Annotated in this window: 15 protein-coding genes and 1 pseudogene; 11 read left to right on the forward strand and 5 right to left on the reverse strand. The window is 42.5% G+C overall.

All coding sequences use genetic code 11. From position 1 onward, the window contains the following. Nucleotides 1-27: 27 nt before the first annotated feature. The 5 genes from L876_RS0118245 to L876_RS0118265 are packed head-to-tail and all read right to left on the reverse strand — an operon-like array spanning nucleotide 28 to nucleotide 7,261. On the reverse strand, nucleotides 28-1,797 hold the full coding sequence (locus tag L876_RS0118245; RefSeq protein ID WP_028765113.1) for an Hsp70 family protein: 1,770 nt from the start codon (nucleotides 1,795-1,797) through the stop codon (nucleotides 28-30). Further along, complete coding sequence (locus L876_RS0118250) at nucleotides 1,785-3,122, reverse strand: hypothetical protein (protein ID WP_028765114.1); 1,338 nt, start codon at nucleotides 3,120-3,122, stop codon at nucleotides 1,785-1,787. The genes L876_RS0118245 and L876_RS0118250 overlap by 13 nt, the downstream gene beginning before the upstream one ends. Next, nucleotides 3,115-4,206: a hypothetical protein gene (locus tag L876_RS0118255; protein ID WP_028765115.1), complete on the reverse strand. Its 1,092-nt coding sequence runs from the start codon at nucleotides 4,204-4,206 to the stop codon at nucleotides 3,115-3,117. Before L876_RS0118255 ends, L876_RS0118250 begins: the two co-directional genes overlap by 8 nt. Continuing rightward, the gene (locus L876_RS0118260; protein WP_028765116.1) at nucleotides 4,207-5,505 is read right to left on the reverse strand and encodes a restriction endonuclease subunit S; all 1,299 of its coding nucleotides are present in this window, start codon (nucleotides 5,503-5,505) and stop codon (nucleotides 4,207-4,209) included. It lies immediately after the preceding gene. Beyond that, nucleotides 5,495-7,261, reverse strand: coding sequence for a type I restriction-modification system subunit M (locus L876_RS0118265; protein ID WP_028765117.1), 1,767 nt, complete (start codon nucleotides 7,259-7,261; stop codon nucleotides 5,495-5,497). The genes L876_RS0118260 and L876_RS0118265 overlap by 11 nt, the downstream gene beginning before the upstream one ends. A 121-nt stretch (nucleotides 7,262-7,382) precedes the next feature. On the opposite strand from L876_RS0118265, the gene L876_RS0118270 reads away from it, so the two are divergent. The 11 genes and pseudogenes from L876_RS0118270 to L876_RS0118320 form a co-directional block, all read left to right on the forward strand. After that, nucleotides 7,383-7,979 (forward strand): tyrosine-type recombinase/integrase, encoded by a 597-nt coding sequence (locus L876_RS0118270; RefSeq protein ID WP_028765118.1) that lies wholly within the window; start codon nucleotides 7,383-7,385, stop codon nucleotides 7,977-7,979. A gap of 9 nt (nucleotides 7,980-7,988) precedes the next feature. After that, the gene (locus L876_RS22920; protein WP_169731095.1) at nucleotides 7,989-8,162 is read left to right on the forward strand and encodes a hypothetical protein; all 174 of its coding nucleotides are present in this window, start codon (nucleotides 7,989-7,991) and stop codon (nucleotides 8,160-8,162) included. A gap of 1 nt (nucleotide 8,163) precedes the next feature. Beyond that, entirely contained in the window at nucleotides 8,164-8,631 is a 468-nt protein-coding gene (locus L876_RS0118280) for a DUF1643 domain-containing protein (protein WP_028765119.1), read from the forward strand. A 94-nt stretch (nucleotides 8,632-8,725) separates the two neighbouring features. Beyond that, entirely contained in the window at nucleotides 8,726-8,992 is a 267-nt protein-coding gene (locus tag L876_RS0118285) for a hypothetical protein (RefSeq protein ID WP_028765120.1), read from the forward strand. Between the two features lie 106 nt (nucleotides 8,993-9,098). Beyond that, entirely contained in the window at nucleotides 9,099-9,587 is a 489-nt protein-coding gene (locus L876_RS0118290) for a hypothetical protein (protein WP_028765121.1), read from the forward strand. A gap of 382 nt (nucleotides 9,588-9,969) precedes the next feature. Further along, nucleotides 9,970-10,173: a helix-turn-helix domain-containing protein gene (locus L876_RS0118295; protein ID WP_051413185.1), complete on the forward strand. Its 204-nt coding sequence runs from the start codon at nucleotides 9,970-9,972 to the stop codon at nucleotides 10,171-10,173. A 47-nt stretch (nucleotides 10,174-10,220) separates the two neighbouring features. Continuing rightward, entirely contained in the window at nucleotides 10,221-11,918 is a 1,698-nt protein-coding gene (locus L876_RS0118300) for a hypothetical protein (RefSeq protein WP_028765123.1), read from the forward strand. Between the two features lie 787 nt (nucleotides 11,919-12,705). Next, on the forward strand, nucleotides 12,706-13,113 hold the full coding sequence (locus L876_RS0118305; protein ID WP_028765124.1) for a LexA family protein: 408 nt from the start codon (nucleotides 12,706-12,708) through the stop codon (nucleotides 13,111-13,113). A gap of 5 nt (nucleotides 13,114-13,118) precedes the next feature. Next, nucleotides 13,119-13,226: pseudogene (locus L876_RS23255) on the forward strand (Y-family DNA polymerase); the annotation flags it as partial. Between the two features lie 143 nt (nucleotides 13,227-13,369). Beyond that, entirely contained in the window at nucleotides 13,370-14,800 is a 1,431-nt protein-coding gene (locus tag L876_RS0118315) for a tyrosine-type recombinase/integrase (protein WP_028764735.1), read from the forward strand. Continuing rightward, on the forward strand, nucleotides 14,800-15,765 hold a 966-nt coding region (locus tag L876_RS0118320), incomplete at its 3' end, for a hypothetical protein (RefSeq protein WP_028764734.1). The genes L876_RS0118315 and L876_RS0118320, both read left to right, overlap by 1 nt.

Consider the following 15,765-nt stretch of genomic DNA (forward strand, 5'->3'; position numbering starts at 1 on the left):
CGCCCGAAAGCAGTTCAGTTGATAAATTTATTGAGTACAACAATTTTTTGTCCATTGTTTACGACAGATTGAGCAAGGCTGATACCTGACATACTCGACTCGTTGCTGCTCTGTAAAGTTCTTTTTAATGTATGGGTTGTTATCGTTATACTCCTTTAACAATTCACCAGGTACTAGCTCCCAAGAGCTATCTCTACAAGATATATTTGAAAGTGCCACAGTCCCAAAACGTAAAGGTGTCCTCGAGTTAATTTTTAAATTCTTTTTTTTTTGAGCGCTCTTGTTCTTTGTGACATTAAGGGCAAATTCCAGCTCATAGAACTCAGCAGTCACCTCTTCACCTTGATCTGTGCCTATAACCTGCACATGAGCAATCAAGTTGTCATCGATTTTAACCTTCACAATGATTCGCTCACTCAACGGAGGAAAATGCTTATTAATGGGAACTGATATATTGCCATAGTTTACCCGCGCATCCGACGCGCCGCTTTTTCCAATCATGACAGGCCTTTTAAACGTCATTAAAGCGGCTCCGTCTCTTGGATCCGTACAATACATTGATTGCTCTTGCTGAATGGAATGACCTCGTTTAGGTAAAACGGTTCCCTCTCGAAGCAAAGTTACAACTGAATTTCTTGCTTCTAGTAGCTCAAATGGTTTCGCCAAGGTAACATCTAACCTATCAGCAGCTATCCTCGCAGCTCCCTCTGAAATGATTCGATCACCTTTTGGGGAAACATGAAGTGCAGCAACACCAAAAACTTCATTCAGTTGTCGCTTAATTGTCGGCGTGTTCACCATGCCGCCAGTGGCTAAACACAGTGCTATTGTTTGTGGATCAATATCAGCCTGCTCGGGTGATAGGAGTATTTCAATCTCCCGCATTCCTTTTTGGATAAGACGAGAACATACATTTTCAACTTCATCTCTCGTCAACCAAACATCGATTTCTGATTCATCACCGTCACCTTGGTAGTAGTCAGGTAGAAATATGTTGGTTCTTTCTCTAGATGAAAGGGTAATTTTTGCTTTCTCACAGGCAACAAGTAGTTTGGCTTTCATATCTGGATTACGATCTAGATAGCGATCTTCTGTCCAACCGTGTTGTCTTGCATGCTGCTTCTCTACAAAAGAGAGTATTGCTTCATCTAGGTAATCCCCCCCAACTGAGTTATTGCCTTTGTTTTGAACTTGAACGAGTGAGCCATCAGTAACCTTACAAAGGGTTAAATCAAGAGTCCCTCCACCCCAATCGAAGACTAAAACCATCCTTCCCTCAAAGCGACGCAGAGCATCCTCTGTATCTTCTTGATCTTTAAAGTATGCATAGAGTGCAGCTAGCGGCTCATGCACGAAAGTTTCAATGTAGACACCAGCATTCAATAAAGCTTCTCTTAAAGCGACTCTACCCTGACCATCCATATCAACAGGAATTGTCACCACGGCACGGGTTAAATCAGCCGCCTCGGCATTATCATTATTAAGTGCATCTTCTTTTAAGTAGCGAACTAAATCAGTAACAACGTCCACTGGATTGACAATTCTTCCATCAACATTGATAGCTGTCTGTTTAAGCAACTTTTTAGGGCCACGAACAGTATTACCTAGAACACCCACTCCAGCTTCTTCAAGCTTCTCTTTAGCTTTCCTACCACAAATAACTTGGTCTGTTTCATAACGAACTACAGAAGGATGAGGCCTGTTGCCATCATCAAATGAAGTAATTCTCCCATCATGGGTTACTACCGAAATAAGACTATTTGTTGTGCCAAAGTCGATGCCAACTACTTGAACCATGGTAAACTTTCCTCAATACTCTCAAGAGCTAATTCTATTTGATGTACAGCAACTTCAACCTTCGGTTTCTCTCTCATCAATGCTTTTAGAGATAACTGCAATGCTGGCTCAACGTCTTCAGAGATTAGGTTATGGGCTTTCGACTTAGCTTTACCTGCATCATCTCTTAAATGCACTCTCGTGGCTTGCTCTGATAATTGCCTTTCGTGAAACTCACTTTTAAGACTTACCAACTCAGCCTCTAGTGCTTTTAACTCAGCTTCTTTAGCCTCAATAGTTGCTGTTAAATCATCAATCTTGTTTCTTTCACGCTTTAAATCTGCTTCATATTGGAGCCTTTCATTTTCAGCATACTTTCGTCTTTCGTCACTTATTTCGAAGTTCTGCTCAAAATAGCGAATAGCGATATTGAACTCATTGGAAGGCTCTTTAATAAAAGACGCAAAAGCGTAACTAACCGTTTTATCCTCATTTACTAGCTCCATACCGTCAGCAAGCAATACCTTCTGCATTTGAGCTATAGCTTTTTCGGAAGAGCACTTACCGGTCTCTAGCGCCCACAAACAACCTATGGCTAAGACATTTGTCGCTCTCTTTTTTAGCTCCGGACTACTAACCGCAAAATTAGCTTCTAGCTGCGCTGCTTTATCTGATTGCTCCGAAGCAGCCTTTTTGCGCGGTTTAAGCTGTCGCTCGAAATAATCTTTTATATTTCTACAAATTACAGCTATAACATCTTTGTTTGTGATATCAGTAGGACTCGCGTAATCAACAAAAATGTTGTCACTACCACGGTATCGTCCCACCCAGTTACGGCTTACTGCTAATACAGCAAACTCAATAAGTGCGCGCCTTACCTTCGATTGAGCGCCACTAGATAGTACAAGCAACCCCAGCAAGTGTTTGTAAGTTGGATCAAGCTTCGCAATATTAACGATTAAGCCATCAATGAATTTATGATCAGAAAGCTCAATACGATCCAGCCTCTTTAAAGCAGCTTCATGCTCACGGCTTACTTTTATTGGCTTAGGCTTACCATCTTTTTTTATCGCTAAAGTAAACACATCACTCAATATTTCACTTAGCGAATTCAAGGAAGCTTTTTCCGCTGAACTAGGCTTGACTGTGTTAACATTTTTTGTAGACACTTTGCTTTCAGTGCCTGTATTCACTTGAGCCTCTTGTACCTGCTCATCTTTAAGAGACCTATGCGTGCTTACTCTTTGGGCACTATCCTTATTGATATCCAAAGCAGTATCAGTCGACTGTTGATCACTTTGCTTGTTCTGCCTTGATCGGCTTAGGATTTCTCTTTTTTTAACCATTTTCTGACTCTATGTTATTGGTGAAATGCTCGGAAAATTCAATGACATTTTTCACACGCCGAACATAGTGTTTAACCATTTTAAGATTTGCCTCATCTTCAGCTTTTCGATAGCACAGGTAATCTAGCTTCTGCTTATCTTGAAGAGAAAGGTGATCACGATTCATTAGCTCAAGATCCTTCACTAGCTCATCAAAACTGAAACTTTGATAGCGGCCCACTAATTGATTGAGAATAATCTCGGAAGCATAATCAATAGGCAAACCGAGCTGCCCCTTCCATTTTTGTAAAGTATCAACTGACTCTACTTTATTAAAGAATTTCAATGCGATATCTAATGCAGGAATAAAACTAGTTTCACTTGGTATGCGAAAGTCATTCATGATGAACTTGATCATCTGACATAAAGAGATTACTAAGCAAGTATCGTAAGCGCTCAATAATGAAAAAGATTGATTAAGTCGGGCTGAAAAACCTTCAAAACTTAAGAAGTCAGCTCTATGGTCTTTCGCCATAATTCCTTGGATATATTTGACTAAGCCATCCCGATACCAGACACAGCCCTGTATATGCTCTGTCTCCTGAATAAATCGTGTTACAGAATCCCCATTAAAATCATCCTCACTAAACCACTGCCTGAATTTAGTATCCACCTCAGCTAGCTTGTCAGGATCGGCAATCTGCACATCAATACTTACTGATTTTTTAGTCTCTTTGCCATGTAGTTCTATATGCAAGAACTGCTGTTTGGAAGAACACAGTTGCTGTCTTAAATCGTCTAAATCAAAAAATTGTTGTCGATTAATAACAAATTTTTCGACAAAGGCTGCATCAATATCTTCAGGTCGAATGGTATGAGACACCTTAAACGTAGCACTTTGCACTTCACGCCCTGCAATAAGTAGCACTGGATTTGCGATTGGATGCTCAATCTCATGCCAATCTCGCTCTGAACTAGAGCTAAATTCCACTCCACAATGGCGACATTGATATACTATAGGTTTAGAACCTGTACAGCTTGAAGATGCGCCTCTCTCAAAGTAGAGGTCAATAGCAGTTTCCTGAATCCAACCAACCGTAGGCATCTAATCACCCTCCCCAATCTTTACTAACTCGATTTCGCCGGAAAGCAATTTAGGAAGTAAGGTGTCGCGCAAAGATGATAGGCTCTTAATCTCTGCAGAAAGAACCTCAACTTTTTGGTCGATTGGGTCAACAAGTTTATGGAAAGCATCTATTAAAGCTTGAGGAGGCGCAACAAAAGCAACTTTCTTCAACTCATTCTGGTTTATGGAGCTAAATACTGTTCCTGAAGAACCACTATCACCTAGCTTCTTCTCAATGTGACTCACAAAAGCATACGTAAATGAACGAGATTCACTCTTATGTTTTATAGCTGCAACACCACGCCCAATACAGCAATCGATAGCCGCCATGTTCTTATCGCCTACTGGAGCACGAACACTGATTAACGTATCACCTGCTTTAGCGTATCGTTTAGGGTCTGTTGTAAACACTCGAACATCAGGGTAACGGAAACCAAAATCTCTGCGTCCTTGGAAGAATGCAATTCCTTCACCTTCTTCGTTGTAGGTTTCGCCCTTAGGGGACTGCCCCATCGTGATATTGAAATGCTCCCCCATAGAGCTTGCTCCCCATCCTTCCGGGATCAACCCTAACTCAGACTCAACGAGCTTTTCTGGGAATAGCGAGGCAGTATCCGCATCCATACCATCTGGTTGATCGCCATTCATCTTGGCTTTCACAGGATCAAAATCGACAAACCATGACTTGAATATGGCTTGCGCCATTTGTTCTAGAGTTTGATTGGTCTGGGAATTCAGGATCACTTTTTCATCAAAATTTCTGGCTAAATCTGCAATTTGCTTACTCGTTTGATAATCAACTTTTGGGCATGGAAGTGACTCAATTATTTTCCCACTAATATTGGCTTGGTTCGCACTACCTGATGAGTTGGAAACTAAATAATCTTGGCTTTGAGGTAATGACAACCAATAGAAGATAAAGTCCAGATGAACACTATTCTCATCTAACAGGCAAACTCTACCTACTCGTTGATTAATCCAAGCATCTGGTTCATTTTTCCAAACACGAGCCACTCTGCCAACTAAAGACTGAGGTGCGTTTGGCCCAGATCCTGTCATAGATATAAGTACATCCCCTTCTTTAACCTTCCAGTTTTTTGTACTTGCAGCTATTTCATCTGATACATAAGCGGGTTCGGCATAATCAACAGTGCCGAATCTTACATTTTTAATTTTTAATACTTTATTCTTACTAAATTCAATAAAGTCTTTGCTTTTATAAGCATATCCACCCTGAACTTTTATATACTCACCCAGAGTAGTCATCTCAAAGCTCATAACCCAACCCCGCTAGGTTCTTCTTGATTTCCGCTTCAAGTGTCGCAGACTCAGCAAACTGCTCGCTCAACTTAGTGGTTAGCGTTGCCATCTTCTCACCAAATGGGATGCCATCGTCTAGCTCTTCAGTCGCGCCTACATAGCGCCCCGGAGTGAGTACAAAATCGTGCTTGGTGATCTCTTCAAGGGTTGCTGATTTACAGAAGCCTTGAATATCACGATATTCACCGCTTGGGCCGAAAATTGCTCCTGCATTTTCGGCACTTCCGCCATCCATGGCGGTCGTCTTCATAAGCTCTTCAGGATTTTGCATTTTCCAAGCATGGTAAAGGTCTGCGACTTTCTGAATATCATCACGGGTGAAATCACGCAGCACGCGATCTTTCATGTAGCCAAGGTTACGCGCATCAATGAACAGCACTTCGTCCTGACGATCACGTAACTTCCGACTTGCTTTATCAGTACGAGCCGTTTTGTTCTTGGTTAGGAACCAAATACATGCTGGGATCTGAGTGTTGGTAAACAGTTGCCCCGGTAGCGCAACCATACACTCGATAAGATCGTTCTCGATAAGCGCTTTACGAATTTCACCTTCGTTGTTGGTGGTTGAACTCATCGAACCGTTGGCGAGTAGCAGTGCTTGAGAGCCATCTGGCGCTAGGTGGTGAAGCATGTGCTGCATCCAAGCAAAGTTAGCGTTGCCTGCTGGCGGCTTACCGTATTTAAAGCGAGGGTCATTATCATCAACGCCCGTATTCCACTCTTTCATGTTGAAGGGTGGGTTTGCCATGATGAAGTCGGCACGTAAATCAGGGTGCTGCACATTGGTGTAGGTGCTAGCCGGCTCTTTACCGAAGTCGTAATCAAGACCACGGATCGCCATGTTCATCGCCGCTAGCTGCCATGTGGTGTGGTTGTATTCCTGACCGTAAATAGAGATCTTTTGCTTTTGCGTTAGCGGGTCGATGTCTTTTTGGTTAGCTCTACGCTCAATGAACTTTTCTGATTGCACAAAGAAGCCACCAGACCCCATTGCAGGGTCATACACACGACCTTCAAATGGTTCAATCATCTCAACAATCAACGATACGATAGAGGCTGGCGTATAGAACTGACCACCTTTTTTACCCTCAGCCAGTGCAAACTGACCAAGCATATATTCGTATACGTGACCAAGGATATCTTTACTGTTTAGATCTGCATGAACAAACGGAATGGTTGCGATCAGGTTGATCAGCTCGTTTAACTTCGCTTGGTCAATTTTCAAAGCAGAGTATGACTTGTTCAGTACACCTTTGAGTTTCGGGTTATCACGCTCGATTCCCTCAAGTGCGTTATCAATCAGGTGACCAACCGAGGTAATCTTTTTCGCTTTACCGTCAATCTCAAGCTCCGCACCACCAATTACACGAGGGCCGTTATCTTGTAAGAACTGCCAGCGAGATTCAGTAGGCAGCCAGAATACGTTCTTCTCGGTGTAAAAGTCGCGTTGCTCAAGTTCGATAGCGATTTCTGCTGCCAATTCTTGTTCAGAGAAGTCGGCTGGGTCTAGATAGTATTCGTGATCTGGGTTAGCGATGTCAGCTTTGATCTCATCCTGACGCAGCTTAAACGCATCAGAGACGTATTTGACGAAGATTAAGCCAAGTACAGCATGTTTGTATTGCGCTGCATCTAGTGTTGAGCGTAGCTTGTCTGCCGCATTCCAAAGCTTGGCTTCAAGCTCTTTCAAGTATTGCTGTTCTGTTTGATTCATAATGGTTTCTTAAATAAATTTTCTTGTATTAAAAGAATTGTCTGCATCATATCACTCAATGCTCAAAAGTCTTTGATTTATGCCTTACTTAATAGTGGATTTTTGAAGTAAGGAGCATGAAATGGAAGCTTGGAATAAAGGCAAGCGTATTGGTCAAAAGAAAGCATTCAAACTAGAGGATATTTGGCGCATTCGTATTAGGCTAGAGCTTGAGCAGCGGCTGTTTGAGCTGGCACTGTTTAATTTGGCTATTGATAGTAAATTGCGCTCATGTGATCTTCGAAACCTCAAGGTGCAAGATGTCAGCCGCAGTGGCTGCGTAATGTCCAGAACCATCGTTAAACAGCAAAAGACCCAGCAAGAAGTTCACTTTGAAATCACACCAAAGACACAACAAACACTATCACAGTGGATCATTCAAAACTCACTAGCACCAACGGATTACTTATTCCCAAGTCCTCGCCTTGTGGGGCAACCCATTTCGTACCACTACTACACCACGTTAGTTGATCGTTGGGTTACTGATATTGGCTTAGATAAGACCCAATATGGCACACATTCACTGCGGCGCACCAAAGCTTCTTTGATCTATGCCAAAACCAAGAATCTTAGAGCTATTCAGTTACTTCTGGGTCATGCTAAGCTCGAAAGTACGATTGAATACCTTGGTGTCGAGATTGAGGATGCCCTAAGGATTTCAGAGAGTTGTGAGACATAAGGAACCGCTATGCAATGCCCTGAATGTGAGAATCATTTTGGTTGGGATTGGATTGAAGATGAATGCATCGAGCCAAATGAAACCTTTGAATGCCCTAGTTGTGGGGTGATGCTGCGTTACACCATCGATGAAGGCACCTATTACGGCGCTCAGCATAAAACCGTTGAAGTGGTGGATGATTAAAATGAAAAAATCAGCTGTATTATCAGATTGCCGACAGTATCGCTACGAACTGTGGCGTGTTTGGGACGAATCGAAACCCTATACAGTGTTCATTGGACTCAATCCGTCTACAGCAGATGAAACAGAGGATGATCCAACAATTAGACGCTGTATTAACTTTGCTAAAAGTTGGGGATATGGTGGACTTTGTATGGTCAACCTTTTCGCTTTTCGTGCTACACAGCCGGAAGATATGAAGCGAGCTAGTGACCCTATTGGTAGCCAAAACGATTCGACCTTACTACGACTGGCAGAAAATGCTGGAGTAATAGTTGCCGCTTGGGGTAATGATGGTGTCTTCATGGAACGTTCCAGCAAGGTGAGAACGATGATCCCTACAATCTCAGCTTTAAAGGTAAATAAATCTGGTGAACCTGCACATCCGCTTTACTTAAAATCATCATTAACGCCTGTTGCGTTTGTAGATTAAAGATTGCTCTCTATATCACGATATAAGAGTTTGATTATCAAGGTGCAATTACATGCTTTAAATGCACTAATTATTTGTAAAATAGGAGTTATACATGGGAGCAGGAGGTCGTCGAGATCCAAGCGAGTACACGTCTATTATTTGTGAAGTTTTTTATGACGCATCAAGACGTAAGAACGGTGTTAGACCTGTGGTTGGTCAGCCTTTTCCTAATGATATGAAGGTCGAATGTGCTAAAGCTATTCGTGCTCTGCCGCTAGGAACTCAAATTAAGTTGTCAGTCGTTGAAACCGAGAAGGAAGGCAGCAGACCATTCCTCTATAGCAGCTATAAATGGGCTTATGACATTATCAAGCCGTAGCAATAGACTACAAGTTTAACTAATTGTGATAGTCGAGACGTCTGACTGAATATTACTTTATGGAAGGCCATAGCGATGACTTCCCAAGTACAATGGAAGCTATAATATGAGCGATTTAGAAACCAGACATTTCTTTGACGGTGACAAGCAAAAATCAGTATGTCTACCTCCTGACTTATGGCCTAGTCTTCAAGAACTAGCAAATGAAACAGCTAAATCTGAAAATTGGTTAGGAGGTACCGGAAGCGATTGGGATAATCTGAACATTTGGATCTTAGGGGAAATTCGTTCATGGATGGATTCTACCAGTGATTCAACTAGGTGGATTACATCACGTAGCTCCGAGCTTTATCAGTACATATATCAAACAAGAATATCTAGCAGAATTATTGAACCTTTTAATAATGAATTCGGTGAAGCAGAAAAAGCCCTCAGAAAAATCGGCTCTAACCTATGGTTTAGCGGTTTACCGAAAGATTTACAGGATTATCTGGTTTCTAATACGGTTGAATGCTTTGATACTTGGGACATGTCGATAGAGCAAGCCGCAACACAGGTTATTTCTGCTTTCGAAGCAATGAACTCACGTGAGTGATTGCCTAAGCTATGACTAACGCAAAATGTTTAAGTCGCTTTTGTCCCATTAAAAATGAAACGCACTGCGTAGCGTTTTCAAAAAGAGTGAATTTAGTGTCATACAAAACCAATAAATATCACGATGATTTGGGAATCAAAGAAAGTGAAAAGCCCCAATCAAAAGTTTTTTTTCTCCGATAAACGGTTGCTTCACAGTCGACCGACGATCCGTAATAATGAGGAAGCATGTCTATTGGTAAAAAACAGTATGACCAACGCTGGGATAATAGGTTGTAAGCTGTTGATTTTTAATCATTAGATTTTTGGTGAGAAACGATCTACATACTATTTCTGCATGTTGTCTTATTCTGGTTTACGAAACACAACAAAGGAGAACGACTATGTTTCGAACCATGAATGATGACGCTATAGAGGGCTTGTTTAAAGAGGGCATGTCGAGACTTGAGCAAGATAGATTCATGCAGTATCTCTACGACAAAGGGCATAATGTTCCCGCTATCGCAAAAAAATTAGGCCTTAGCAAACCGACTGTATACGGCAGAATAAATGCTACCCGTGGTCGTGGTCCAACTTTTGACGCATAAATAGAAGTTTAGCAGGCTTTAGGCCTGCTTTTTTCTGGAGAATAACAATGAAAAAATCTGAAATATCTGCTGAGTTAACCAAGCAGTGTCTGCACCTTTATTTAAAGTCCTCTTCCCCAGATTTTTTTAACCAGCCTAGCCTATATAGTCCACTGTACAGAATCTTATATGAGTCTCTTATAAAGAATGAAGAACCTCCAATTGAACAAGTTAATCACTTTCGATTATCTTTCGATAAAGAAAAAATAGATCTTGAGTGTCGCCAATGTTCGACCTCGTTTGACCGCTATTTGGTACACCTTTACCCCAATCGTTTTGAAGCCTCGAACCCACTAAAAATTGATAAAAAAGACTTAACTGTCACTGCGGTTCAAAGCTACTTGAATAAAGCATATGGACTGTTATCCATAGGGCGCGAGGCGTACAATCTCAATCACGAAATAAACAAAGCGCTATTTTTGCTGCCAAAGAAAAAAGTTGCAATGCTGACAAAACAGCCTTGTTCAATGGTATTTAAATTTTTAACGCTCTCTTACAAGTTATCTTCTATCAACAAGCAGTGGCGAGAGCTCATTAAATATCGCGATATCAAAGATTACATTGACCCAGAGAACAAACTAAAACATAAACAACCTAGCATGGACAATATTGTTACTTTTAACCTGCTAGACAACGCCAAAGCACGGCTCAACAGCGCCATTGTCAGTATGTTTTATTTTGAAATAGACCAAGGGAAAGGCGACGGCGACATTACAGAATCAAGAAATATTGCATTAATTACTTATGCCTATCAGACAATTTTAGATAGTGTCACAATTCATGGGTACAAGCTAGTTCGAGCAGGGTTTGATAATGATACTATTAAAGATCAATTTTGCTCTCTGTTAACAGAACAGTTCACTAAACTTAGGAATTCGATACCCTCGGCATCTGCTTATCAAGACGAAGATCAGGCGTTAGCTGATGAGCTCCAGACGGCCATGCTCAAAAATATCGCGTCAAATTTCGTGTTGGCGAAGCTCCTGTTTGAGCGTGAACTCGATTATCACCCGATAGCCAGCGGTACCATTGCATCATGGGTCTCAATGCATTTAGGCAAGAAAGCTATTGCTTCCCATGTAGAAGAAGAACTGAACCTTAACTCTGGGTCTTTTGATGTCCAATGCATCGCGATCGCTGAGATGTTGGCTAGTCTTTTAGTGGATAAGGGTGTCATTCGATTAGCTAAGCAGGTAATGGTGAACATGCTCTGTTTGGTTCTCGGGCACATCAATAAATCTGGCACGTTCTATTTAAAAGGCAATATTCAAGGTCTGAAAAAAAATCAATACAATGTAATGAAAGAACTTCGACACGCTCTTTATGAGATCCAACGTGATAACCATGATATCGGTCGTGATCAAGCTCAGCGGTTACTAAGACCAACCACCCTGCATTTTATTGAATTCGCTTTATTTCAAATACACTGGGCAATTCAGTCTTCTGCTTTAAACCCCCACTCCTCCCAAGAGCAGGAATACGAGGTGTTTAAAAAATTTAGAGAAAATATCTATATGGCTACTCTAGATATCTACAAGCTAACGCAATTTGATGACCATAGGCTCACGCTAAAAACAACTAGCTTGTTTATCCGAGAGTTTTTGCATCCGGAACTCAACCTATATACGGCCCACTTTGATAATTTACCGAAAGCACTCGGGAGCCATATAGAACGAAGTATGCTCATATGGCCATATCACGAATAATCAATCAAGCATCTTACTGAGGCACAGAAGCGGTAGCAGGTTTTTTTGATTGAACGATACTTTTGTAAATCCCAAATGACGCTTTAGTGAAGTGCACCTTCAATCGGTCGAAACACACAAAGGGGCAGAAAAATTTTAGAGCAATCAATCTAAGGCGCTTCTGTCCCGAAGCAACTCACAAACATCCTCATTACGCCACAAATGAATGATGCCTATTCATCCTTTAGTAAGATTTATGCAATTTAAAGGATTTATATGACATGAGTTTTATTAAGGTAAATCATGACTAAGAGCAATCGCTAGTTTAATGTGCGAAAAATGATAAAGGGGCATAAACGAGTTAACTCACTAACCAGTTGAGTGCTTAACTCGAAACAAGCATGGTCGATCGTTTAGCCTTGAATTAAATGTTCTCTTAATGGTTTTGTTGCCCACGGTTGGAACTTCATACCACGTTTCAACTTCACTCTTAGCCAACGGATATACAGACGTCCAAATTATAGTGTTTAAGGGTCTGTCTTACCTTTCTGCGCCCTTCTTGACGAATTACTAAGCAATCCTTATGAGCTGTCACTTCCTCTAACTCACCATCTTTAAAGATGCTTCTCATCGGTGGTTTGCATTAAGAGCGACTTGCTTAGACTCATTCAATGGTGAGCAATATTGCCTTTGATAATAAGCCCGTCAGTAACATGGGCGTGTTGAATGAAAGGCCTAGCTTCGTGGTGATTGCTAAAATCAGAATAATTGCTAGAATACTGTATATACATACAGCATGCAGTAAATTATGAACGTTATTCCCATTTCAGCTAGCGCAGGCATCACCGGATTTGAATCTCCGGCGACTGACTACAAGCAACTTCCACTAAGTCTTGATGAATTGCTGATTGAACATCCAAGCGCCACCTTTATCGGGCAAGCCCGTGGCGACTCTATGCAAGGCGTTGGCATTTTCGATGAAGATATCTTGATTGTGGATAGGCACGTTAGTGTCAAAAACCAAGATGTGATTGTGGCTAATTACAATGGCGCCTTTGTCTGCAAAATCATTGATACGGTTAATCGCCAACTCCTCTCTGCCAATGAGTCGCACATGAGCACGCCAATACTTGAGCATGACTCGTTTAGCGTGGAAGGTGTGGTGATTCGCTCGATACGTTGTCATCGTCAAAGTCCAATACTCACAAGAGATTAACCACTATGTTTGCGCTTGTGGATGCGAACTCTTTTTACTGCAGTGCCGAGCAAGTGTTCAGGCCCGAATGGCGTGGTCGGCCCATCGTTGTGCTCAGTAATAACGATGGCTGTTACCTTTACGTAAAACCTGTCGTTATCACACTGTTGCGTAATTGATATGTGTGAAATTGCTATGGTAGGCTCTAGCCGTATGAGTGCATCATAGGCGTTTTTATCGTCTGCTGATTTACTCGCCAGTTATCGAGGGGAGCCATATGCAGATCATCAGCTATGAATTAAAGGACTGGGAGTACCGCGAGCCAGAAGTCTATGTTGACGAAAACGGCGAGCTACAGGTGCGCTATATTGGTGAGCTTAAACAGATAGGCCCCATTACCTTGCTATACCGAGTTGGATTTGATGAAAGTGACAAAGTGGTTCATTCCGAGCCCCTTGAAGCTGTAAACAACTATCTGATGTACCAAAAAATCCACCATGACGCGAAGTGTGTTTCGGTGGCATCTCGTGCGCTAAAGCATTACTTCACTTTCCTAGCTGATGAAAACGTCACTCGGCGAGAGAATGGCCTGCCTGAGCTGCTCTGGAACGAAATGCCTGTACGGGAAAATCAGCGTCCGACCTATCGCTATCGTCAATGCCTTAAAGACTGTTACAAGTCACAAGACCCTGATGTGCATCTAGCTCGCACAACCTGTAATGCCTATCTGAACCGAGTGGTTGATTTCTACAAACACTACCTGAGGCACGGCTTTCATTTCGGTCATGAGCCGTTTCAGTATGAATTTGTTAGGGTCAACATTCAGAATGATCATACCTCTATGCAGGCATCGAGGCACATAGAGGTGCATACTACAGATCTGCGTCTGAAGTTGCCAAAAGACAGACGAAAGCGCCCGAATCCTTTAACGGCACTAGCACCTTATCAGTGGAATGCGTTGGACAATATCTTGCGTGTTTCGCGCAAAGTATTGACCAAACGAAATGGACAACTGATATTGGGCAGGTTTCCAGAAGAAGTGAGCTGGATCCTTCTCGTAATGCGCTGGACAGGTCTGCGTCGTCAAGAAGTACTTTCGCTACGTGCTGGGTTGATTTTCAAGCCTAATGCTCGCCAGTTACACCAGGGGTACGTCGAGATCGACATTGGCCCCTCTGTTGGTGTTGAGACCAAGTTTGGCAAGTATCGCACTGTCGAGATGCCGAGCCAATTGATGGCTGAGCTGTACGGTTACTTGCAATCGACACGATACATCAAACGTCGGGATAAGTATCGTTTAACACTCACGGACCAGCAGCGCCAAACTGGCGGAGATCACCTGTTCCTGAGCGGAAGTGGTGTTCCGTTTGCTCTGACTACACTGAATGCGCGTTGGTCTGACATACGCCGAACGCTAGCGCACCCTAAACTGGGCCTGGGGGAGCCATTCGAACACAAGAGCCACAACCTACGCTCAACTTATGCAGTGGAACGCTTTATTGGACTGTTGGACAAAGGCGTCGATGAAGGCAAGGCCTTTCGTTTTGTGCAGAACTACCTTGGTCATGAAAAAGAAGATACCACGCGCCACTATATGAGTCAGGCTCGTGATCGCATTGATGGAAAGTGCAGCCCGCAAGAGGTTTGGGAAAATGTGATTGACCACCACTTTGGACAGGGAATATTTGCTCTTGGCGGTAACGGATAATGGCCTTTAAAAAGAAAAGTGCGCGCAAGCTTCCTAAGAGCAACACACCAATAGCCAACCCGGTACGTCCAATGTCTATTGAAGCGATGGTTATCGCCACTGATGGTGGGGGAAAGTGCTACTTCAAACGACTGAAGTATAAAGGTTGTCCTTTGGTATTGGGCGGCCGAGATCCACTAAAGTCAGAGAAGTTTTGTCCGTCAGAGCAATTGGTTGATATGCAGCGTGATGAGATAATACGTGAATTATATGAGCTGATTCGCGAGTGGCCAGCTAATCGAACGACTAAAGGCTATTTTGATAGCTTATGCAAATATACAGCAGCGCTCGATGCTGTGGGGCGTCCGCTGAATTTCTCTGCTAACAACGTAATGTGGTATGGAGGGGAGTTACAGCGACTTATCAAGCTGAGTAAAGCTCAGGGGGGAATTAAGCCTGCCACGGCAAATTCTCGAAAGCAAGCGATTAGAGCCATCCTCAGAGCTAAAGGAGAGCATTTGTTGATAAAGCAAATGCCGAAGTTTGCTCGTGAATCGACCCCCTTTCAAACCTTGGACGATGACGGTTTTACCAGAATTGGAAGATTCTTAAACCGGGGATACCAAGGTTACATGGCACATTTGCTAGCTGGTACCTCACCTACGATATGCCCAATGCATGACCATAGTCGACTGCTTGAACTTAAATTGAACAAACGGCAGCTTGGGAATGAGGTTAACGCAGCCAAGAAAAGGGTCGCTCCCTTACAAGGTGATTGGCGCAATCAGTTGGTACGGCTAGCGCTTTTGCTGACTCACATGCTTACCGGTATTAATCCTACACCCTTATATCACTTGCGGCGTTGTGATGTACGTTTCAAGAAAGGTGCAGGAGATTGTTATTACATTGAAACCATTAAGAACCGCGCAGGTGGGCAGCGGCAGGATAATGAACTGGGTTTTACCAAATTCAGTAAAGATTTTTTC

The organism is Shewanella colwelliana ATCC 39565 (assembly GCF_000518705.1).
GTDB classification, from domain to species: Bacteria; Pseudomonadota; Gammaproteobacteria; order Enterobacterales; family Shewanellaceae; genus Shewanella; species Shewanella colwelliana.